The sequence below is a fragment of the Sphaerisporangium sp. NPDC005288 genome (assembly GCF_040607475.1).
Lineage (GTDB): Bacteria > Actinomycetota > Actinomycetes > Streptosporangiales > Streptosporangiaceae > Sphaerisporangium > Sphaerisporangium rhizosphaerae.
In genome coordinates, this window is sequence record NZ_JBEXGT010000075.1 from 1 (window position 1) to 22778 (window position 22778).

15 protein-coding genes are annotated in these 22778 nt (G+C 74.2%); 8 read left to right on the plus strand and 7 right to left on the minus strand.

Going from position 1 to position 22778, the window contains the following annotated elements; translation table 11 throughout:
- From ABZU32_RS39175 to ABZU32_RS39195, 5 genes are all read left to right on the plus strand, one after another.
- Positions 1-670: hypothetical protein (locus tag ABZU32_RS39175; protein WP_354931420.1), on the plus strand; the 670-nt coding region annotated here is incomplete at its 5' end.
- Between the two features lie 72 nt (positions 671-742).
- Positions 743-2863: a hypothetical protein gene (locus tag ABZU32_RS39180; RefSeq protein WP_354931423.1), complete on the plus strand. Its 2121-nt coding sequence runs from the start codon at positions 743-745 to the stop codon at positions 2861-2863.
- Positions 2864-2875: 12 nt separating this feature from the next.
- Positions 2876-5092, plus strand: coding sequence for a hypothetical protein (locus ABZU32_RS39185; protein ID WP_354931426.1), 2217 nt, complete (start codon positions 2876-2878; stop codon positions 5090-5092).
- A gap of 15 nt (positions 5093-5107) precedes the next feature.
- A complete protein-coding gene (locus ABZU32_RS39190) occupies positions 5108-7426 on the plus strand; it encodes a hypothetical protein (RefSeq protein ID WP_354931429.1) in 2319 nt (772 codons plus the stop codon).
- A gap of 188 nt (positions 7427-7614) precedes the next feature.
- Positions 7615-9096 (plus strand): RICIN domain-containing protein, encoded by a 1482-nt coding sequence (locus ABZU32_RS39195; protein WP_354931432.1) that lies wholly within the window; start codon positions 7615-7617, stop codon positions 9094-9096.
- Between the two features lie 48 nt (positions 9097-9144).
- Here the strand turns inward: ABZU32_RS39195 and ABZU32_RS39200 are convergent, their stop codons facing one another.
- Positions 9145-9909, minus strand: a complete 765-nt coding sequence (locus tag ABZU32_RS39200; RefSeq protein ID WP_354931435.1) for an SDR family oxidoreductase — start codon at positions 9907-9909, stop codon at positions 9145-9147.
- Positions 9910-10138: 229 nt separating this feature from the next.
- On the opposite strand from ABZU32_RS39200, the gene ABZU32_RS39205 reads away from it, so the two are divergent.
- Genes ABZU32_RS39205 through ABZU32_RS39215 form a run of 3 tightly spaced genes read left to right on the plus strand, consistent with a single transcriptional unit; the run spans position 10139 to position 12376 of the window.
- The gene (locus tag ABZU32_RS39205; RefSeq protein ID WP_354931438.1) at positions 10139-11347 is read left to right on the plus strand and encodes a low temperature requirement protein A; all 1209 of its coding nucleotides are present in this window, start codon (positions 10139-10141) and stop codon (positions 11345-11347) included.
- Between the two features lie 36 nt (positions 11348-11383).
- The gene (locus ABZU32_RS39210; protein ID WP_354851836.1) at positions 11384-11593 is read left to right on the plus strand and encodes a hypothetical protein; all 210 of its coding nucleotides are present in this window, start codon (positions 11384-11386) and stop codon (positions 11591-11593) included.
- A gap of 51 nt (positions 11594-11644) precedes the next feature.
- A complete protein-coding gene (locus tag ABZU32_RS39215) occupies positions 11645-12376 on the plus strand; it encodes an SDR family oxidoreductase (protein WP_354931441.1) in 732 nt (243 codons plus the stop codon).
- Positions 12377-12444: 68 nt separating this feature from the next.
- Here the strand turns inward: ABZU32_RS39215 and ABZU32_RS39220 are convergent, their stop codons facing one another.
- From ABZU32_RS39220 to ABZU32_RS39245, 6 genes are all read right to left on the minus strand, one after another.
- On the minus strand, positions 12445-15273 hold the full coding sequence (locus ABZU32_RS39220; RefSeq protein ID WP_354931444.1) for an FtsX-like permease family protein: 2829 nt from the start codon (positions 15271-15273) through the stop codon (positions 12445-12447).
- Positions 15270-18500, minus strand: coding sequence for a permease (locus ABZU32_RS39225; protein WP_354931456.1), 3231 nt, complete (start codon positions 18498-18500; stop codon positions 15270-15272). The genes ABZU32_RS39220 and ABZU32_RS39225 overlap by 4 nt, the downstream gene beginning before the upstream one ends.
- Positions 18501-18502: 2 nt before the next feature.
- A complete protein-coding gene (locus ABZU32_RS39230; protein ID WP_354931447.1) occupies positions 18503-18664 on the minus strand; it encodes a hypothetical protein in 162 nt (53 codons plus the stop codon).
- Positions 18661-19365, minus strand: coding sequence for an ABC transporter ATP-binding protein (locus ABZU32_RS39235; RefSeq protein ID WP_354931450.1), 705 nt, complete (start codon positions 19363-19365; stop codon positions 18661-18663). The genes ABZU32_RS39230 and ABZU32_RS39235 overlap by 4 nt, the downstream gene beginning before the upstream one ends.
- Positions 19362-20294: an ABC transporter ATP-binding protein gene (locus ABZU32_RS39240; RefSeq protein WP_354851825.1), complete on the minus strand. Its 933-nt coding sequence runs from the start codon at positions 20292-20294 to the stop codon at positions 19362-19364. Before ABZU32_RS39240 ends, ABZU32_RS39235 begins: the two co-directional genes overlap by 4 nt.
- 224 nt (positions 20295-20518) lie before the next feature.
- On the minus strand, positions 20519-22327 hold the full coding sequence (locus ABZU32_RS39245; protein WP_354931453.1) for a lectin: 1809 nt from the start codon (positions 22325-22327) through the stop codon (positions 20519-20521).
- Between the last annotated feature and the right edge of the window lie 451 nt (positions 22328-22778).

Genomic DNA, 22778 nt, shown 5'->3' on the forward strand with positions numbered 1-22778 from the left:
CGCGGGGCCCGCGCCCGGCGGCGTCCTGCGGGTCTCCGCGACCGTGCGGCAGCCGTCCGCCGACCCCCTCGCCCGCACGGCCGACGTCGGCGCCTGGATCCGCGGCGCCCCCGAGGGGCACGTCTACGAGTACGAGAAACCCGAGGAGCGCCAGGCCGCCCTGCCCGGGACCAAGCCGGTCGGCGTCGGCTTCGACGCCTCGCGGGCTCCCGTCGCCCAGATCGAGGCGCGCTGCGGCGACGCCGTGGCCGTGCTGCCGCCCCCCTTCGATCGGCCCGCCGAGATCGTCTGCGACGGGGAGCTGACGGCGGTGACCTCCTACCTCACCGGAGGCCCCGCCTACAGGTGCGCGGTGCGGGCAGGCGCCTCCGGCTGCACCCTCACCGCCGCTGACCTCGGACTGGCCGAGGTCAGCGTCGACGCCACCGCGCTCCGGGACCGGGGCGCGACGCGGGTCGAGGCGGAGGTCCACTACCAGCCGAGCGGCGAGGGCACCTCCGAGCGCCGCACGATCGAACTGGGCGACGACGGCTGGACCACCTCCTGGTACGTCGTCAGCCGCGCCCCCGGCCTGTCCGGCGAACTGCTGGTGACCGGGCTGAACGTGACGCCCTCCACGCTCGCCGCGCCGTCCTTCCTGCGATCGGCGGCACCCGACCTCGTCCTCTGAGAGCCGGCACCGGCTTCCCCGGCCGCCCCGACCCACCCTGAGTCCCTCTGACCCGACCCACGGAGGCCCGACATGATGCGGACGGACCTGGTGCAGACCATCGCCGGCGTGGAGGTGCACAGCGACGACACCGACCCGCACGTGTTCTACGCCATCCCGGACCAGCCGAGGTTCCGGGTCGACGACGACGGCAGGCTCGTGTTCCTGTTCCAGCGCTACCGCTCTCCGAGGAAGCGCCCCGACGGGACCTTCGGCGGAGGCTTCGCGACCTTCGACGTGGAGTTCAGCCTCACCGACGCCAAGCGCGAGGCGGTCCTGGAGGAGCTCAGGCGGCAGGTGACCGCGGCCAGGGGCCGGCCGGAACTGGTGCGCCTCGGCGCCGTCCAGTGGGCCAAGGGCACGGCCAAGCTCAACCTCGCCGGCTCCGCCGGCGGGTTCGTGACGTCGGTGTCCAACCCGGCCGGCCCGTCGTTGTTCGGCAAGAACATCACGCCGTTCACCGTCGAGCTCACCGAGGACGGCGCCGTGCTGTTCGAGGCGGCGATGAAGGGGCTCGGCGGGGTCGTCCAGGTCTCCTACGAGATGAGCGCGTGGGCGCGCCTGCCTCCGCTGACCGGCACCGCCGGCTTCGACTCCGCCAAGTACTACGACTTCGTGCAGGAGGCCAAGGACGACGCGGGCTGCGGAAGCGACGAGTTCCTCAACAAGATCAGGGAGAGCATCTGGAGCAAGGAGATCCTCAATGTGACGATCACCTCGGGCGGCGGGGCCGACGAGCGCGCCAAGGAGCAGATCCGCCAGAGCCTCATCCGCACGCTGGAGGACACCACCGCCAAGAAGATGCTGGAGCAGCTCGGCCGCTACGAGGGCGACCAGACGGTCCTCGAGGACTACGAGACCATCCGCCGCGAGTACCACAAGATCAAGATCGACAGCTTCTCCTACACGATCACGGAGAACGCCGCCGCGCTCTGGCCCGCCAACCCGCAGGGCACCCTGCCCAACATCGTCTCCATCGTCGGGCCCGGCGCCCTGAACGAGTACTTCAAGGAGATCGACCTCGACCACCCCTTCTTCCGCAGGCTGGAGGTCAAGGCGCGGGTCAACGCCGACTTCGAGGCGCTGTCCATCCACAGCGTGGACCTGCACATCGACTACCAGGGCAGGCACAGCGGCGACATGCACTTCGCCAAGGAGGACGACGTCCAGACCTTCACCTGCTTCAAGGACGGCGGCCCCGACGAGTTCACCTACCAGTACCGGGTCAACTTCAAGGGCGCGGCACGGGCGTACGAGTCGCCGCCGAACCTGCCCGGCAAGGGCGGTGAGATCACCCTCAACGTGGACGACACCGGCCTGCTGATGGTGGACATCGAGGCGGGCGCCATCGAGCCGGCCAAGTTCCCGCTCGCCCTGGTGACCGTCCGCTACACGCCGTCCACCGGCCCGGAGATCGAGGAGCAGTACGCCATCACCGCCGACAACAAGAAGTACTCGCTGCGCGAGCCCATCTACGAGCCGCGCCGCGGGCCGGTCAGGTACCGCATCGAGTACCACGACGCGGAGGGCCGGACGCTCACGACCACCTGGCTGGAGACGGTCCGGCGCATCTACGTGAACACCCCCTTCCACGAGCTCAGGAAGGTCCACATCAGCGCCACCGGTGACCTGACCGCCGAGATCGAGACCATCTCGGTGGACCTTTCCTACGCCGACGCGGGCAACGACTACTCGGTCGCCGAGACCGTCGAGCTCCGCAAGGGCGACACCAGCTTCGACTGGGAGGTGCCGGTCATCGACCTCAAGGCCGGCGAGATCACCTACAGCGGGTACATCCGCCGCTACGACGGCTCCGTCGAGCGGATCCCGCCCACGGTCCTTGCGGGGGGCAGCTTCGTCGTCGGCGAGAGCTTCGGCGCCTTGATGGAGGTGAGGATCGTCCCGGACCGGGTGGACTTCACCCAGGTGGCGCTGGTCACGGTCGAGCTGCGGTACGGCGACGACCAGTTCCACGACGTCCTGCTGCGCCCGGGGGACAGGCCGGAGCCCTGGCGCGTCGAACTGACCGCCCCGTCCGAGCGCCGGTACCGCTGGTCGGCCACCTACTACATGAAGGACCAGACCGAACGGGCCGTCCCTGAGCGGTCGTCGGACAACGCGCAGCTCGTGCTGCCCGCCCTCCCTCCCGCCTGAGGTGCCGCCCGCATGCTGTACCTGAACCCGCCCTACCTCATCGTCAAGGGCGTCTCGGTCTTCGGCGACCACGCCGACCCGCTCCAGTGGTACTACCTGCCGCTCCAGCCCCGCGTCTCGGTCCGCCCTGGCGACGACGGGCGGGAGATCCCCGCGTTCTCCCTGCTGTGGTTCCGCTCCGGCGGCGAGCGGACCGGCGGGCTGCTCAACTTCGACGTCGACCTGCGGGTGGACGACGCGCTGCTGCGGGCGGTCGCCGACGAGATCCAGCGCACGATGCGGCTGCCCGGCACGCCACGGCTGGGGCCGGTCCCCCTGGAGGACGGCACCGTCCGGCTGATGATGATCGGCCAGGACCTCGCCGTGCCGGCCGGCGCGCCCGCCCGGTTCGTCGTGAACGCCGTCCACCCGGCCAAGCCCAGCCTCTACGGGGACGACCGGGCGGTCTTCTCGGTGCTGCTCGACTCAGAGGGCGCCGTCATGGTCAAGCGGATGCTGGACGGCGAGCTGATGCCCGTCGGGGTGGTCTACTCCCTGGACTACCTCGCCCTGCGGCCCGCCTACGCCGTCCGGCTGAACATCGACTGGAACCGGGTGCAGGACCGGCTGGACACCGAGTTCACCGGCGACCAGATCTTCTACTCGACCCAGATCCTGGAGTGCGTCGACTCGCTGGTCGAGAGCCGCGCCATCACGCTGGAGTCGGACCTGTTCGTTCCCGAGGGCGCCGACGCCAAGGGCGTCATCACCCGCCGTGACCAGGCCCTGGCCGAGGTCCGCGACATGATCACCGACGCCTTCTTCACCCCGTCGATCGACCCCTCCCGGCCGCCGCGCGACGTGAACGACGTGACGGCGTTCCTGGACTCGATGCACCATGGCGCGGTCACCGGAGGCGGGCTGTTCCCCTCGTTCACCTACAACAAGACCCACTACTCCCGCCTCGACGCCAAACGGCTCACGGTGACCATGAGCGAGCGCACCGCCGTCCGCCGCACGATCAACCCGCAGGCGCACCTCGCCGGGATCGGCGAGGCGATCCGCGCGTCCGGCAGGCCGATCGGCGAGTTCGTCATGGACGTCGACACCGAGCATCCGTGGTTCCAGCGCCGCAAGGTGCGCGTCCTGTCCCGGGTCGACTTCCCGCGCGGCCACGTGGTGTCGGTCGACGCCGAACTGCGGTACGGGGACCGCGTCAAGAACGTCGTCCTGGACGCGGGGAAGGCCGACGCCGACGTCGACTGGCCCTCGGTCGTCGACGGCGACCGCATGGTCATGCCCGTGCGGGCCACCGCCACCGTGCACCTCGGCCAGGTCGAGAACCTGCGCAGGCCCTCCCAACTGTCCCTGCCGCCGAAGGTGGTGGAGGGCGAGGTCTGGGAGGTCTTCACCGACGCGCTGTTCGCGATCGTGACCGTCCAGATCAGGGCCGAGGAGGTGCCCTGGGACCGCTGGTCGGCCGTGGAGGTGTCGCTGCGCCACCGCGCCCCCGAGCACGGGGTGGAGCAGACCGCCACGATCAGGCTCACCAGCGGCGTCCCGGCGTGGGACTACCCGCTGTACGTCCCCGCCGGCGCCTCACCCGCGTTCGACCACCGCCTGCGGTACGTGGCGAAGGAGAGCCAGGACCACGAGACCGCCTGGACCACCACGACCGTCGCCGAGGTGCGGGTGCGCGACCCGTTCGCGGCCAAGCGGGCCCTGCTCGTCATCGCCCAGGTGGCCTGGGCCGAGGTGACCCAGGTCCTGGTTGAGATGACCTACGAGGACGCCGCGAACGGCGTGCGCGAGGAACGGACCCTGCAACTGTCCGGCATGTCGCCCACCGGGACCTTCGGCGTCGACCTGCGCGACCCCTACCTGCGCAGGATCGAGTGGCGGGCCATCGTGCTGCGCGCGGACGGAGGCGTCGTGCGGGTCGGGCCCTCCGCCACGACCGAGCCCACCCTGCTCGTCGACCCCGGCATGACGCCCCACCAGGTGGTCCTGGTCCGGGCCGCCCTTGGCGCGAAAGTGCGCGATGTGGCCGTGACGTTCGCACCGCCCGGCGCGGACACCCCGCTGGGCGAGCTGACCTTCACCCCAGGCGGTCCTCCCCAGGAGCTGCACTTCGACGCGGCCGACCCCGCCTACCGCTACCAGGCGCTCGTCCGCTACACCAACGGGCGCGTCCGCACCGTGGACTGGAGCGGCTCGCGGTCCACCGTCCTCGCGCTCACCTTCGACTGATCTTCTGGAGGCCGCATGCTGCAGCTGGGCGCGAGCTCCCTCGTCATCGACGGCGTCACGGTCTTCCGGGACCACGCCGACCCGAGTCTGTTCTGGTACCTTCCTGCCCCGGTGCGCCTGTCCGAGCGGCCCGGCGACGACGAGCCGGCGTTCACGCTCGTCGTCTACAAGCCGGCCGCCGTGGCGGGCGGGGCCAAGGGCGGCGGCTTCCTGATGTTCGAGGTGGACCTGCGCCTGGACGAGGACGTCCGGCGCCGGATCCTCGGCGAGTTGCGGCGCTTCGCCCCCGAACCGGTGCTCAGCCCGGTGCCGTTCGACGACGGCGAGGTGCAGTGCGTGGCGCTCAACGTACAGGGACCCGCGGGCACGCGGGACACCGGCGCGTTCGCGGCCGTGGAGGAGATCCTCGGCGCGGCCGTGCCCTCGCTGTTCGGCGACAACAAGGCGATCTTCAGCCTCACCCTGTCCACCGCCGGGGCCACCGTCATGCGCCAGGTGTTCGATCAGGGAGGCGCGCCGGTCGGGGTCATCTACAAGCTGCGCTTCACGGCGCTGCGCCCGGCGCTGCACGTCAGGATCAGCGCCGAGCTGTCGCGGGTCTACCAGGAGCTGTCGCTCGGGCTGAACGTCCAGGTGTACTGGGTGCGGGCCGGCATCGAGGCCGCCTTCCAGAAGCTCGTGCAGGACGGGGTCATCACGATCGAGGTGGCCGACTTCGTGCCCGGCGGCGAACGCGCGCAGCAGGAGCAGTGGGCTCTGGATTTCTTCCGCGACAAGCTGCTCGCCGAGTGGTTCGAGCCCTCGCTCAGCCCGTCCGGCCCGCCCGTCTCCACCACCGGGACGGCCCCGTCGTCCTCGTCCGGGACGCCGGCCGCCACGCATCCGATGTCCGGGACCGCCGGCGTCCCGGGGAGCCCGGCGGGAACGGGCACGAGTGGCGGTGTTCCGCCCGGCGCGGCGGCCGCTCCGGCGGGCGGTGTTCCGGGTGCCGGACCGGCGGGCATGGGCGCCGCTCCCGCGGGCGCCGCCGGAGCGCCGCCTGCCGGGTCCTCGCCCACCGCCTCGGGAGGACCGCCCCCTCCGCCCCCGCCCGTCGGTGCGCCACCCGCGGGCGGGCCGGGCGCCGTGCAACCGCCGCCGCCCCCGCCTCCTCCTCCTCCGCTGGGGACCGGCGCCACGGCGTCCGTACCGGGCAGGGCACCGGCCGTCGCACCACTCGCGGGCACCTCGCCGGCCGGCGCTCAGGCGGCCGCGGGCGGCGCCGACCCCGCGCTGGTGTCGTTCAAGCTGCGTTACGTGCGCCAGGAGGAGCTCAAGCGGGTCACGCTGACGCTCGACCGGGCCGAGGCCGTCCAGCGGATCCACGCTCCGCAGGGCTTCTTCGGCCTGCTCGCCGGGACGCTCGCGGGTCCTGGCCACTTCGTCGAGGTGGATCTGGACGACCCCTTCTTCCGCGAGTTCACGGTCACGATGCAGTGCGGCGTCGACTTCACCGCCCTGGGTCTGCGCAGCATCAGCGTGGCCCTGGAGTACGGGCGGCCGACCGACCCCGGCGGGCCCAAGCGCGCGACCTTCGTCTTCGACGCGAACGACTCCGCCGGCCGCGGCTTCGGCGTCTACGTCAACCCCGCGCTGGACACGGCCTACCGCTACGTCATCGAGTACAACTTCCGGGGGGAGGCCGGGTGGGCGGCGCGGGAGACCGCCTACCGGTTCGCCGGCGAGACCGAGGACCGCACCCTCGACCTGGACCCCTCGCTGCGGCTCGGCTTCCTGGACATCACGGTCGAACCCGCCGACCTCGACCCGGGGGCGATCGCCTTCACCGACGTGCACCTCGCCTACCGCGACCCGAACGGGTGGACGCAGGAGAAGACCCTCGTCGTGCGGCCCGACGGCGCGACGCAGCACTGGCGGGTGCGCTCCGACACGCGCCTGGCCGGCGCCTACACCTACTCCTTCACCCACACCCTGGTCGACGGATCGGTCATCGCCGTGGAGCCGCGCACCGCCACCGAGACGCGGGTCGCCGTGGTCGATCCTTTCCCCGGGCGCCTGGACCTGCTCCTGGTCCCCTCCTGGGACGGCGGCGCGGGCGTGCGCACGGTCTTCGTCGAGCTGACCTACGACGACGCGGCCGCCGGCTACCACCGTGAGCTGCGCGTCGAGCTGCCCGGAACGCACACCACGACGACCCAGGCCCACATCGCCCTGCGCGACCCGAAGGTGCGCGACTTCCGTCATCGCTTCACCTTCGTCGCGCCGGACGGACAGGTGCGGCGGACCCCGTTCGTCTCCACCACCGACACGCTCGTCCTGATCTCGCCCCCCTGAGGCCCGTGGCGCGACGGCGGGGGGGCAGGCCGTCATGAATCTTTCCTTCCGCGGCGGCGGCGGCATCTCGCTCATGCCCTGCTCATGACCGTCGTGGGCAGGTCACGCCGCGGGGCCGGACGTTGACAGCCTTGGATGAGAGCGTTAACACTCTCGGCAGTCGAACCGTTCCGCCCCCGGACAGAGAGATGCCGATCAGCATGAACATGAGCTTCCCCCCCAGGCTCGCTGTTCGCGGCCCGGGCCTGTGGCGGGTGGTCGCGGCCGTCGTCCTGCTCGCCGCCGCCCTCGTCGGCCCCGCCGCGCCGGCCGGCGCGGCCGCGGTGACCGTCACCAACGGCACCCAGTTCCGCGACACCAGTGGGAACGTGCTGCACGCCCATGGGGGCGGGGTGCTGAAGGTGGGCGACTACTACTACTGGTTCGGCGAGAACCGCAATCCCGACGGCACCTTCCGCGCGGTCTCGGCCTACCGGTCCACCGACCTCAGCCACTGGGAGTTCCGCCGCGACGTGCTCACCCGGTCGTCGGCGTCCGAGCTCAACGTCTCCAACATCGAGCGGCCGAAGGTCATCTACAACGCCTCCACCGGCAGATACGTCATGTGGATGCACAAGGAGAACGGCTCCAACTACAACGAGGCGCGCGCCGCCGTCGCCTCCTCCGCGACCGTCGACGGCGACTACACCTACCACGGCAGCTTCCGCCCGCTCGGGCAGTACATGTCGCGCGACATCACGCTCTACAACGACAACGGCACCGCCTACATGATCTCGGCGGCGGACGAGAACAACGACCTGATGATCTACCGGCTCACCTCGGACTACCTGAACGTGAGCTCGGTCGTGGGCAACTTCTGGAACGACGCCAAGCGCGAGGCCCCGGCCCTGTTCAAGCGGGGGAACGTCTACTTCATGCTGAGCTCGGCGGCGACCGGCTGGAGCCCGAACCAGGCGCGCTACGCGACCGCGCCGAGCATCTCCGGGCCGTGGACCGGCTGGACCAACGTCGGCGACGGCACGACCTACAGCTCCCAACCGGCCTACGTCCTGCCCATCCAGGGCTCCTCGACCACCGGGTACCTCTACATGGGCGACCGCTGGGCCGGCGCCTGGGGCGGGCCGGTGAACGACTCCCAGTACGTCTGGCTGCCGATCACGTTCCCGTCCGACACCAGCATGAGCCTGACCTACTACCCGCAGATCACCGTCGACGTCGCCACCGGCGAGATCTCCGGCAGCGGTGCCGTCACCTCCTACCGGCTCACCGCCCGGCACAGCGGCAAGGTGATGGACGTGGCGAACGCGTCGACGGCGAACAACGCCGAGGTGCGGCAGTACACCTGGAACGGCGGCGGCAACCAGCGCTGGCAGTTCCAGGACGCCGGCAGCGGCTACTACCGGCTGGTCGGGGTGGGCAGCGGCAAGTGCCTGGACGTCGCCAACGCCTCCACGGCCGACGGGGCGAACATCATCCAGTACACCTGCGGCGGTGGGACCAACCAGCAGTGGCAGTGGGTCGACGCCGGCGGCGGCTACTTCCAGCTCAGGGCGCGGCACAGCGGCAAGTGCCTGGACGTGGTGAGCTCCTCCACCGCCGACAACGCCGACATCCAGCAGTACACCTGCGGCGGCGGCGCCAACCAGCAGTGGAGCCGCACCCAGTCCTGAGCCCGGGCGCACCGCCCCGACGACGCCCCGCGTCACCGTCCCGGCCGGTCAGGCCAGGTTCAGGCCGCCGTCCACGGCCAGGACCTGGCCGGTGACCCAGGCGGCGGCCGGGTCGGCGAGGTGGACGATCCAGGCGGCCACCTCTTCGGGCGTGCCCCGGCGGCCGAGCGGGATGCGGGCGGTCTCGTCGCGCTTGATCTGTTCGACGACGGCGTCGGGCAGCCCGGCGGCGGCCAGCGCCTCGCTCTCGGTGGGCCCGGGGGCCAGCGCGTTGACGCGGACGCCGTCGGCGGCCAGTTCCAGCGCCCAACTGCGGGTCAGCTGTTCCACGGCGGCCTTGGTGGCGGCGTAGTGGGCGGCGCCGGGCAGGGGGCGGTGGCCGTAGGTGCTGGAGAGGTTGATGATCGTGCCGCGTCCGGCCCGCAGGTGCGGCAGGGCGGCGTGGGCGAGCAGGCTGGGCGCGGTGACGTTGAGGGCCAGCAGTGCGGCCACGCGCCGGGCGTCGGTGTCGGCCAGCGGCATGACCTCGGTGGCTCCGGCGTTGTTGACCAGGACGTCCAGGCGGCCCCATCGTCCGATGGCCGCCTCGACGACCGCGTTCGGCGTGCCGTCGGCGGTGATGTCGGCGGGCAGCGGGACGATGCCGGGGTGCTCGCCGGCGGTCCGGCGCAGGGCCTCGGCCCGGCGTCCGACGCCGAGTACGTGCGCGCCGGCGCGGGCGAGGGCGACCGCGGTGGCGCGGCCGATCCCGGACCCCGCTCCGGTCACGATCGCGACGCGGTCCTGAAGGCGGCCGGTGGGCGGGACGGTCACGTGGGGCTCCGTTCGTCTGAGGCGTCGCGGCGAATGGGCCTTCGCCGTGGTGCGGTCGCCAGCTAGGACAGGACACCGCCGCGACCTGTGACAATGCTGGGGAACGGCGCTCGCGACGGCACGGTGTCACAGATCGGCGGGCCGTCCGGTCTCAGGCGCCAGGGACGTACGGAGCGACGGGAGCCAGACCTTGCCACCGACCGGCACCACCATGCGGATCCGGATCCGGATGAGCGCTCGTCCGATCGACGAGCCGCACCGCGTGTCCAGCCAGCTCGAGCTGCTGTTCGACCTCACCTTCGTGGTCGCGGTCGCCGCCCTCACCGCCCAGTTCGCGCACGGCGTCGCGGACGGCCATGCCCTGGCGGGAGTGATCCCGTTCCTCCAGGTGTTCTTCGCGATCTGGTGGGCGTGGATGAACTTCACCTGGTTCGCCTCGTCCTACGACACCGACGACGTCGCCTACCGGCTGCTGACCATGGTGCAGATGGCCGGCGTGCTGGTGCTGGCCGCCGGTGTGCCGGCGGCGGCCGACCACGCCGACTACGGCGTCGTCACGCTGGGGTACCTCATCATGCGCACGGCGCTCGTCGGCCAGTGGCTGCGGGCCGGCCTGGAGGACCCGGCGCGCCGCCGCACCGGGCTGCGCTACGCCGCGGGCATCGGCCTGGCGCAGGTGGGGTGGATACTGCGCTACCTCCTCATGGACACCGGCGTCCTGCCCTCGTCGTTCGGCCTGCCGTTCTTCGCCGCCCTGGCCCTGGTGGAGCTGGCCGTGCCGCGATGGGCCGAGCGGAGCGGCGCCACCACCTGGCACCCGCACCACATCGCCGAGCGCTACGGCCTGTTCACCATCATCCTGCTCGGCGAGAGCGTCCTGGCCGCCAGCCGGGGAGTCGGAGGGGCGCTCGAGGCGGGGGAGATCGGCACTCCTTTCGTGGTCATCGCCTTCTCCGGCCTGGTGCTGCTGTTCGCGCTCTGGTGGCTGTACTTCCTCGTCCAGGCGGGAGAAGGGCTCAGCGACCGCCGTCACCGGTCCTACCTGTGGGGCTACGGCCACTACGGCATCTTCGCGGCCCTTGCCGCCCTCGGCGCCGGGCTGGAGGTGGCGGTGGAGCGCACCGGCCACGAGGCGGCCGTCTCGCCGCTGACCTCCGGCTACGCCGTCGCCGTCCCGGTCGGGGTGTGCCTGGCGCTGCTGTGGGCGGTGCACGCGCTGGTCATGGCGCGACCCGTCGTGAACCCCGTCGCGGTCGCGGGCTGCGTCATCGTCATCCTGGCGCTGCCGCTCGCGACGTCCCTGATCGGCGTGGCCGCCGTGATCGCGGCGATCGCCGGCACCTGCGTCCTGCTGGTCGCCGTCACCGTCACCCGCGGCGGGGCCGGAGGAAGAAATACCGGTGAGGCTGTCACAGGGCCCGGGGCCGGCCGGTCTTAGCTGCCGACCGGACGGCAACCCACGCATGGAGCCGAGATGAGCACTTCGAGCGGCGAGAACCGATCCCTGTACGAGCTGCGGATCGAGATCGAGGAGGAGGTGACGCTGGTCGAGGAGAGCCACTCCGAGGAGGCCCTGGACCTGCCGGTCACCGACTGGCTGTTCGACCCGGCCGAGGCCGAGCGTGAGGAGATCGGCCTGCGAGGGCTGCTCGGCGCCGTCGAGGCGCTGGAGGGACGCGACTGAGCGCCCACGCCCCGGATCAGCGGATCACCATCTAGGAAGGTAGTAAATATCATGAAGTTCGCAGTCATCGGCGGAACCGGGCTGATCGGCTCGCAGGTCGTCCAGGACCTGAACGCGGCCGGGCACCAGGCGGTGCCGCACTCGCTGTCCACCGGGGTCGACATCCTCACCGGCCAGGGCGTGGACGAGGCGCTGGCGGGCGCCGACGTGGTGGTCAACCTGACCAACTCCCCGACCTTCGACGAGGCCTCCCTCGCCTTCTTCCAGACCTCGATGGACAACCTCCTGGCCGCGGCCGCGAAGGCGGGCGCCGGGCACTTCGTCATCCTGTCCATCGTCGGCGCCGACCAGGTGCCCGACCTGGACTACTACCGGGCCAAGGTCCTGCAGGAGGACCTCCTCAAGGCCGGGCCCGTGCCGTACTCCATCGTCCGCGCCACCCAGTTCATGGAGTTCGTCGACGCCGTCCTGTCCTGGACCGCCGACGAGAAGACCGTCCGCCTTCCCCGCACCCCCATCCAGCCGATCGCCGCGGCCGAGGTCGCCGCGGCCGTCGCCGACGTGGCCGCCGGAACCCCGCTGAACGGCACCCTGGACGTCGGCGGGCCCGACACCTATCCGCTGGACGAACTGGGCCGCCTCACCCTGCGCATCAAGGGCGACGAGCGGTCGGTGACCACCGACGACACCGCGGGCATGTTCGCCGCCGTCCACGGCGACGTCCTCACCACCGGGCCCGGCGCCCGCATCGCCCCCACCCACTACACCGACTGGCTGAAGTAACCCGCCGGACGCCGCGCCCCGCACGCCTGCCCGCGGCCGTCCGTCGCCCGCGCGGAGGACGCCGGCGGCTATCCCTCGCCGGCGCGCAGAACCTCGCCCAGCCGCCGGCGGCGTCGCAGCGCCGACTCGATCGGCACCACCGCGGTGACCGCCGCCGTCAGCGCGAGGGCCAGCAGGCCGAGCCGCCACCAGGGCGGCGCCGGGGCCGGGTCGGTGGCCTGGCCGGTGACCAGCCGCAGCGCCAGCGGGCCGGCCGCGAGACGCGCCACCAGCAGCCCGAGCAACGGGCCTGTCACGGCGGCGACCACCACCGGCGGCAGCAGTTCGCCCGCTGCGACCCAGCGGGCGTCCCGCGGCCGCAGACCGAGCGTCCGCAACCGGGTCAGGGTCTGCCACCGATCAGGCGCGCTCGCGGCGGCGCCGAGGGCCAGCGCCAGCAACCCGAGGGCGAGCAGGGTCGCGGCCGAGGCCCACGCCGACCACAGCAGGCCCGAGGTCAGCGGCGCCGCGCGGCGCGCGCGCTCCACCTCCGCGCGCACCACGGGCTTGGCGGCGACGGCGCCGGTGGCCACCGCCCGCGCCGCCCCGGGGCCGTTCACCCAGATCGTGTTCGGCACCGACGGCATCCCCGCGGCGGCGAGCGCCCCGGCGTCCACGATGACCACGTCGTCGGCGTCGCCGGCGGGGGGCGCCGTGCCGACCGCGGTGAGCCGGACGGCCGGGGCGGCGTCCCTGAGCAGGTCCAGCCGCATTCCGGGACGCAGGCCGCCGTCGCCCGAGCGCACCAGCGCGGGGACGCCTGCGTGACCCGGCGCCGTGAGCGGGGAGAGCCGCGGAGCGTCGTCCCGCAGCGGGGTCGCGGCCAGCAGCCGCTGGAAGGCGGAGGCGTCCACGACGACCAGGCGCGGCAGGACGATCTCGGAGTCGGCGGAGACGCGCGCCGTGTCGTCCACCCGCCCGGCGACGGCCTGCCGGACCCCCTGCGCGGCGGCGACGCGCCGGACCAGCGCGGGCGTGGAGGCCGCGGCGGAGGAGGAGACGTCGAGGCGGGCGTCGGCGCCCACGGTGCGCCACGCGCCGTCGGTCAGGCTCTGGGAGGCGGTGGCCTCCAGGATGAGCGCGAACGACGCCAGGGCCGTGGAGGTCACCAGGACCAGCAGCGGCAGCAGGCGCGCGGACGCCGCGGCGGCCCGCGCGGCGCCGAACACCGCGAGCGGGCGGCGCGAGCGCAGCGCCCGGTTCAGCGCGAGGCGCGTCCCGGCGGGCAGCAGCCGCAGCAGCAGAAGGGTGACGGCGATGATTCCGAGGGCGGGCGCGCTCGCGGGCAGCGCGAGCCCACCGTCCGAGGCCGACCCGGCGCCGGCCGCGTCACCGGCCGTGTCACCGGCCGGGACGATTCCGCGCTGGTACAGCGCGACGAAGGCGGCGGCCGCGGCGGTCACCACCGCGGCCTCGAAGGTGGCGCGGCGCAGCAGGCCGGTGCGGCGGACCCAGAGGCGCGCGGCCCGGTTGGCCGGGACGCGCCGGTCGCGGGTGGCCCGGGCGGCGGCGAGCGTGCCGAACGCCGGGCCGGCGGCGGCAGCGGCCAGGACGACGGGGACCGCCCACCCCCAGGAGGCGTCCTGGGCGATCGCGTGTGCCAGGGCGAGCCCGGCCGCGGCGGCCGCCAGCGCCACGACCGCGGACTCCAGCAGCAGTTCGGCGCACAGGACGGGCAGGGCCGCCCCCCGTCGCCGCGCGGCGGCCAGCGCCGGGGCGCGGCGGCGGGCCAGCAGGTCGGCGGCGAGCAGCAGGACCAGGACTGCGGCGGCCACGACGCCGGTGAGCAGGACCGACGCCTGCGCGAACGCGGCGTTCACCTGGGTCTGGACCTTCCGCAGCACGGCGTCGAGCCGCGTCTCCCATTTCAGCGAGACGTCGCGGGCCCCTGAGGAGCCGGAGGCGGCCTTCAGGGCGACCACGGAGGCCGCGATCGGCTCGGTGGAGTCCCAGGAGAACTTCCGCGCGTCCGGGGCGAACCGGACGGCGCGCTGCAACTGGTCTTGGTCCAGGGCGAGGCGGGCGTCGGGCAGCGAGGTGGGGGACAGCAGGCCGGCGAGCCGGGTCGTGCCGATGCCGTCCGCGCCGGCCACGGGGCGCAGCAGCCACGGGAAGCGCGCCCAGGCGGGATCGGCGGCGTCGGCCGGGCGGAAGACGCCGCTGACCCGCACGTCCTTGACCCGGCCGTTTTCGTCCGCGAGCGGGATGCGCGTGCCGGGCCGCGCCTTGAGCGCCGCGGCGTCGGCCTCCGACAGACCGACCTGCACCGGCCACGGCGGCGCGTCGTAGCCCACCTCGGTGAAGTCGCCCCAGGGAGTGGACGGCTCGGGCGGGCGGCCCGCGATCCAGGTCACGCGCGGCCCGCCGTCCTCGCCGTCGCCAGCGGCGAGGTAGGCGAGCTGGAAGGTGCGCAGCACGCTGCCATCGGTGATCTTCAGTGGCGTGCTGGTGACGGTCGCCAGGGGCGGGCGCAGCGCGGCGCGCAGGCGAGGAGCCAGCGCCGCGGCGGCCCGGTCGCGGAAGTCGCCGACGTCCTCGGCGAGCCGGGGAAGGCGGACCCGGCCGCCGTTCGGGCCGCCGTCGTCCTCCCAGCGGGCCCGCACCACCAGGTCGTCGTCGGCGTCGCGGCCGACCGCGTCCCGGACGGCGGCGTCGGCGGTGGCGCGCAGCAGCGGCGGCACGGCGCCGGCGAGCAGGGTGACGACCACCACGACGGCGGCGGCCAGCAGCAGGGGACCGGCGTCGGCGAGGGCACGGCCGCGGACGCTGGGCCAGTGCAGGCCCGGCGGCCACCAGCGGGCGGCGCGCCGCCGCGCGGGCGGCGCGTCCGGCGGCCGCTGCGCGGTACGGCCGGTCACGACGCCACCCGCAGGTGGGCGGCGTCGGCGCGGCGGGCCTGCACGGTGACCACGACGGTCACCGCGAGCGCGCACAGAGCCGGCAGCAGAGCGAGCAGGGCCGCCTCGGCGGGCCACGGCCAGCTCGGCAGGGCGTCCGGGACGGGCGCGGCGCCGGTGTCGGAGCGGATGAGCAGAGGCGCGACGGCGTGGGTGGCGAGCGCGCCGACGGCCCCGCCCGCCGCGATCAGGGGCAGCAGGACGCCGACGTGCTGGCCGAGCAGCATGGTGCGGATCTCGCGCCGCACCATGCCGATGCCCCGCAGCCGCGCCACCTCCACGGCGCGGACCTGCAGGTCGCAGGTCACGTGCAGGACGACGCCGACGAGCAGTAGCAGGCCCGAGGCCAGGACCAGCAGCCGGAGCGCGGCCGGCACTCCGGCGCGCAGCGGGCCGCCGGCCAGGCGGGCGGTCTCGGCGGCGCGGGTGGTGACGGTGCCGAGGTTCAGGGCGGAGGCGCGCGCGGCGGCGTCGCCGCGGGAGGGGCGGCCCACCCACCAGGCGTCCACCGGGGATACCAGGTCGCCGCCGACCACCAGGGCGCGGGAGAGGGCGTCCAGGTCGGCCAGGATGGCGGCGGCCCCCGGGGCGGAAGGAACGGTGGGCAGCACCTCGGTGACGCGGATCGGGACGGCCGTGGTGCCGACGGTGAGGCTGAGCCGCGAGCCGGGCCGGGCGCCGGCCTCCCCGGCGAAGCGGCCCGAGACGGCCACGGGCACCGGCCCGGGGGCCGGGAAGGCGGTGGCCACCAAAGTGCGGGCCGCCTCCGGCGGCCCCCGGAAGGTGACGGTCGTCGTCATCGTCAGCCGGGCGCCCTCGGGAGTGCCGGTGAGGGCGGCGGCCGGGTTGCCGAGCTGCCCGGGGATGGGCTGGGCGGAGATGGCGGTCCAGGACGACCTGGCGGCCTTGCCGGCGGAGGACGCGTCCCCCGGCATCGTCAGCGTGACGGCGACGCGGCTCTCGCCCGGCGGGGGCTCGGCCGCGTAGCCGAAGGCGCTGATGCCGCCCGGCCCGTCCTGGCCGGGCGTGAACGGAAGGGACACCGCGACCAGCCGCTGCCCTGCGGCCGTCGCGCAGGAGGGCAGCGGGTGCGCACGGCCGTCGAGCGGGACGGGAGCGCCGGTGCAGGGAGTGCGCAGCCCCGTGGCGTCCTGCAACAGCACCCAGGGTGTCACGCTCAGCCGGGCTCCGCCGCTCGCCGTCCCGGTGAGGGTGAACCGCGCGCCGGCCGGGACGGGGACGCCGGCGGCCCGCTCCCGCGGCGCGAGGGCGGCGCCCACCTCCCGCCAGCTCCGGCCGTCGTCGAGCCGGCCGCGCAGCAGGGCCTCGGCGCGGGTGGTGTCCACGGCGACCAGCCGCAACGCGTCCCCGGCGTTGCCCAGCCACTGCCCGACCGCCACCCCACGGTCGGCGACCGGGCTCACCGCTCCCGCGGTGGCCGCGGCGACGGCGGCGCCCTGCCCGGCGGCCGGCGGGGCGGTGAGCGCGAGGGCGAGGTCCGTGCCGACGGACAGGTCGGCCTGGTCGTGCTGCGAGCGCTGCCAGGTGGCCTCGAAGGCCGTGCCGAAGGTGCCGGCCGCGCAGGCCAGGCCCACCAGCAGGCCCGCGGCCACCGCCTGCGGCCGCCTGGCGGCCTCGAAGGCGGCCAGCGGGACCACCAGCCCGCGGGCCCGCCGCGCCAGCCGGTCGGCGACCCGCAGGGCGGGCAGCGCCAGGCGCAGCGCCAGCGCGGCGCCCGCGGTGAGAAGCAGCGCCGGAGCGAGCACGCGGACCGCGTCGGCGCGGGGATCGGAGCCGGCCGGCTGGGAGTGCAGCTGCCACCAGCCCGCGGCGGCGAACGCCACGAGCGCCAGGTCGGCGCCGGAGCGGGCCAGCAGCTCCCGCCGGTGGCGGCCCTCGCCGGCCGCGGCGGCGGGCCGGAGCGCGGGGACGACGAGCATCACCGCGAGCGCCAGCGTACCGCCGGTAACGGCGAGCACCTGTGCGCCGGTCACGCCCATGGAGGCGGCGAGCCCCGCGCCCGCCATCGGCGGCAGGTGGGTCAGGCCGGCGTGCAGCGCGGAGGAGGCGGGGACCGCGAGCGCGACGGCGAGGACGGTCAGCGCGCCGGCCTCGGCGGCCGCGACGCCGGCGAGCCGGCCGCGGCCGGCGCCGAGGGCGGACAGCAGGGCGGTCTCGCCGGCGCGCACGCCGGCGGTGAGCCGGCCGGCCAGGGCGAGGGCGGCCGCGGTCAGGGCGATGGCGAGGACGGCGACGGCGAGCACGGTGGCCGCGGTGACCTGCTGCTGCTCCCGCGCTGCCCGCAGGGTCAACGGCAGCCGGGAGGCGACGCGCTCGATCTGCACCCGGTCACCGAGGACGCGCCCCAGCCGGCGGTCGGCCCCGAGCACGGACCCGGCGACGGTGTCGAGGTCGCGGCTGGTGGGCGCGGACAGGTCGGGGTGGGCGGCGATCTCCAGCCGGTCGATCGTCGAGCCGCCGGCGAGCAGGTCGGCCAGGTCGACGACGAACGGCCCGTAGGCGTGGACCGGCGACTGGGAGCGGCCGTCTTTGTAGGCGAGGTCGTAGCCGGCGGCGGCGAGCGGATCGCGCTCCCAGCCGGCGCCCGGCCGCGGGCGCACGACGCCGACGACGCTCACCTCGACCGGCGGGGCGGAGTCGCTGGACAGCTCGGCGCCGAGGCGGACGCGGCTGCCCAGGGCGAGGCCGAGCAGCCGCGCGGTGGGCTCGAACACCACGGCTTCGAGCGGCGCGGCCGGGCGTCCGGCGCCGGTCGCGGGCCGTGGCCAGCGTCCGTCGACCAGTTCGGCCTGCGCCGGCAGGCGCTCCACACCCGACAGATAGCCCTCGGCCGGCACGCCGTTCCCCCCGCCGCCCGCCGGCGCGAGCGAGCGCATCACCGAGGACGCGCGCGCCGCCGTCGTCGCGGCGAACGGGGCGAGCGCCGAGGTGAGCACACCCCGGGTGTCGTCGGCGACCGACCGCGCGTCCGGGCCGCGGACGGTGACGGCGTAGGCCGTGACCTGGACGTCGTCGGGGGCGGCGCGGGAGGCGGCGACCTCCAGCGCCTGTTCGGCGGTGCGGGTGACCAGCAGGGCGCACGTGCCGAGCACGGTGGGGCCGATCATGACGACCGCCAGCAGCGCCGCCAGCAGGGGCCACTGCGCGCGGGCCCGCGGGAGGAGCATCCTCAACACGGGCGGCTCACGACCACCGCGCCGGTCCGGCCGACGATCGCGCGTGCGCCGAGCCGGACGGCCGGCGACCCCGCCGCGTCCCCGACGGTGGAGGGCTCCGTCGCGTCCCCGACGGTGGAGGGCTCCGTCGCGACGGCCCGCGCGATGGCGGTCACGAGGCCTCCCGCTCGTCGAGGCGGCCGTCGTTGATCCGCATCACTCTGTCCGCGAGCGCGATCATCGTCGGATCGTGGGTGGACACCAGCGCCGTGACGCCCTCGGACTCCACGACCCCGCGCAGGAGCGCCATCACCGACAGGCCGGTCTCGGCGTCCAGTTGCCCGGTCGGCTCGTCGGCGATCAGCAGTCGCGGCGAGGCGGCCAGGGCGCGGGCGATCGCCACCCGTTGCCGCTGGCCGCCGGACAGCTCGTCCGGACGCTGCTGGGAGTGGCCGGCTAGGCCCACCAGCTCCAGCAACAGTTCGACGCGGCGCTCGCGCTCCGCCGGGGCGACGCGGGCCAGCCGCAACGGGGCGCCGATGTTCTCCGCGGCCGACAGCACCGGGATCAGGCCGAACGTCTGGAACACGTAGGCGACCTTCTCGCGCCGTAACAGCGACAGGCCGTCCTCGTCCAGGGCGGTGACCTCGGCGCCGTCGACCAGGACGGTGCCGGCGTCCGGGCGGTCCAGGCCGCCGATGACGTTGAGCAGGGTGGTCTTGCCGCTGCCCGAGCGGCCGATGAGGGCGGCCATGGTGCCGGCGGCCAGGTCGAACGACACCTCGCGCAGGGCGTGGACGGCGGCCGGCCCGGTGCCGAAGCGCCGGTGGACGCCGCGCACCGACAGCAGCGGCCCGGCGCCGGGAACGGCGCTCACGCGTCCGCGCCGAGGTCGGGGTGGATCGCGACGTGGTCGGCCTCCAGCGCGAGCCGGACCCGTCTGGTCAGCGCCAGCGCCTCGCGGTAGTCGCGCGGCACCTGCACCCGCCCGGCGCGGTCCATCACCGCGTACTCCTCGGCGATCACCCGCGTGCCGCCGTCGGTGCCGGTGGCCGTGCGGCGCAGCACCTCGCTGCTGGTGCGCCCGTCGCGGATCGCCACGGTGCGCTCGACCTGGCCGCTGACCTCGGGATCGTGGGTCACGATGACGACGGTGACCCCGAGCCGCCGGTTGACGTCCCGCAGCGTCGCGAAGACCTCGGCGGAGGTGGCGGTGTCCAGCTCGCCGGTCGGTTCGTCGGCCAGCAGGACGCGGGGCCGGTTGGCGAGGGCCACCGCGATGGCGACCCGCATCTGCTGCCCGCCGGACATCTGCGCGGGACGCCGGTCGGCGCAGCCGGCGACGCCGAGGGCTTCCAGCAGTTCGGCGGCGCGGGCGCGCCGGGCCCTGGCCGGCGTGCGGGCCGCGGTCATCGGCAGGTCGACCATCTGCCGCGCGGTCAGGTAGGGGATGAGGTTGGCGGCCGTCTGCTGCCGGACGAATCCCACGGTGTGCCGCCGGTAGCGCACGCGGTCGGCACGGGACATCGCCAGCAGGTTCCACCGGTCGACGCGCGCCCGGCCGGCGGTGGGGGCGTCGATGCCGGCGAGGATGGACAGCAACGTCGACTTGCCCGACCCGGACGCCCCGACGACGGCGATCATCTCGCCCTCCTCCACGGCCAGGTCGAGCCCCTGCAGCGCCTGCACCTCGACCGACCCCGACTGGTAGATGCGCACCAGGCTCTCGCAGACGATCAGCGCGTCCTGCCCGTACTCCGGCGCGCGCGCGGGCGGCTGCGGCAGGGACAGCGGCGTGATAGGCATTCCCGCTCCTTCGGCCCGGCGTCGCGCTGACTCCGGCCAGACTCTATAGCCTCCGCTTCCGGCCGTCAGCCGCCGGAGGGGCGCGGCGCCTCCGGCGCCCGGAGCATGGAGCGGCCGGCGTCGCCGCGAGGACGGCCGGCGGCCGGTCGATGGTTTCGCGCCGCGGGGCCCGCGCCCGCCCCCGCGTCGGTAGGGGCGGGGGCGAGGCGGGACGCGGGGTGGGCTCAGGTGCGGGTCCAGCGCTGGTTGGCGCCGCCGTTGCAGTCCCAAATCACGAGTTTCGTGCCGTTGGCGGCCGCGTTGTCGGGAACGTCCAGGCACTTGTTCGCGCCGACGGCGGTGATGGTGCCGTCGGAGTTGAACCGCCACTGCTGGTTGTTCTGCCCGTTGCAGTCCCAGATGACCACCGGGGAGCGGTTGGCCGTGGCCCGGTTGGACACATCCAGGCACTTGCCGCCGTACACCCGCAGCTCACCGGAGGCGGTCGGCGTCCACTGCTGGTTGGCCTGCCCGTTGCAGTCCCAGATCTGGGCCGCGGACCCGTTGGTCTGGGACGCGCCCGAAACGTCGAGGCACCGGCCCGAGCTCACGCTCTTGATCGCCCCCGCGCCGGTGGTCGGCGTCGGCGTCGGCGTCGGCGTCGCGGTCGGCGTCGCGCTCGGGGTCGGGGAGGGCGTGCTCCCGCCGCCGGTGACGGTGATCAGGACCGCCTCACGCGCGGGGACGGTGACGGTGTAGGAACCGGTGAAGGTGCCCGCGTCGGTCGCCGTCCACAGGTTGCGCACGGTGGCCGCGCCGGTGAGGCCGAGATCGGACCAGCGGGCGGTGATGGAGGCGGCGGAGGTGGTGCGGTTGAGCAGCAGCACCGCCCGCCGTCCGGTGCCCGACAGGACCTTGCTGTACACCTGGCGCCCGGTCTGGTCCTCGGCCACCTTCACGCCCTGCCGGCCGAGCGCGTCCTGGTCGACGGCCAGCACTTCACGGTTGGTGAGGATGGCCCTGGTCTCGGCGCTCATCGTGGCGAGGTTGTTGCCGGCCAGCAGCGGCGCGCCCGAGATCGCCCACAGCCCCATGTGGGTGCGGTTCTGGGCGGCCGTGAAGCTCGGCATGCCGACGATGAGCATGTCGGGGTCGTTGTAGCGGCCGGGGCTCTGGGCGCTCGGGTGCTGGGCGGAGTCGAAGTTGGCCAGCACGCGGTCCATCGACGCGCTCTGCCCCCAGTAGATGATGTCGCCGCTGGTGCGCCACATCGTGGACATGGCGGGCGCCCAGTTCCACGGGCTCTGGTTGCCCCAGTTGCAGACCGACAGCACCATCGGCCGGCCGGTCTGCGCGGTGGCCCTGCCGATCGCGTCGCTGATGGCCTGGTAGGTGCGCTGGGAGTCCAGGCCCTCGGCGTTGCCGCCGCACCAGTCGACCTTGACGAAGTCGAAGCCCCACTGGGAGAACGCCAGGAAGTCCTGGTCGTAATGGCCCTCGCTGCCGCTGCCCGGCGCCGCCGGACGCCCGGTGGGGTAGTAGTAGCCGCACCCGTCGCGGCCGGCGTCGGTGTAGATGCCGGCCTTGAGGCCCTTGCTGTGGATGTAGTCGGCGATCGCCTTCATCCCGCCGGGCCACTCATTGGTGTCCACGGTGATGTTGCCCGAGCCGTCCCGGGTGCCCTGCCACCAGCCCTCGTCGATGTTGACGTACTGGTAGCCGGCGTCCTTCATCCCCGAGGACACCATGGCGTCCGTCTGCGCCTTGATCACGTTGTAGTTGATCTGGGCCGCGAAGGTGTTCCAGGACGCCCACCCCATCGGCGGCGTCGTCACCGGGGACGCGGCGGCGGCCGCTCCCGCCTGCGCTGCGTCCGTGGTGTCCGCCCTTCCCGTGGTGTGCGCCGTGTCGGCGAGCGCCCATCCGGCCGATGCCACCGTGAGGATCGCCAGATGCGCGGCGACCAGCAGCCGCAGCCCGAGGCGGGCCGGGCGGAACCGGACGCTCGTGATGGCGGCGCGGGACGGTGGCCGTGCGGCTCTGCGTAGTCGCATCCGTAGCTCCTTCGGGTACCAGGCTCCGCCGGGGGCCGGCCGACGCTGTTAGCGCTAACAATTCCGCCGCCGGATCTCCGGGCGAGATGGGGGTGGGGAGCCTCGCGGTGGAGGTGGTGGCGGCTGCGCGAGCAAATACGACGGGGCCCGATCTCGTCAACACCCCGGTCCCGGCGGTTTCCGGCGCCGTCCGCCGGCCGTCGCGCGTCATCTGCGCGGACGACGCATGGCCGCACCGCGCGCCCGGGGCGCGGTGATGAAACGTTCACACCGGCGCCCGCCGCCGGACGGCGGGGCACGGCCGGCGCGGCTCCGCCCGCGAAACAGCCGCGGGGCCCCCCGCCCCGGGGTGGCGAAACCAGGCCCGGGCGGGGCCGATAGGGAGAGCGGGGGGGTGGGGAAGAGTGGTAGATAGGATGTGGTGATGGGGGTGGGGGGGGGGTGATGGAGA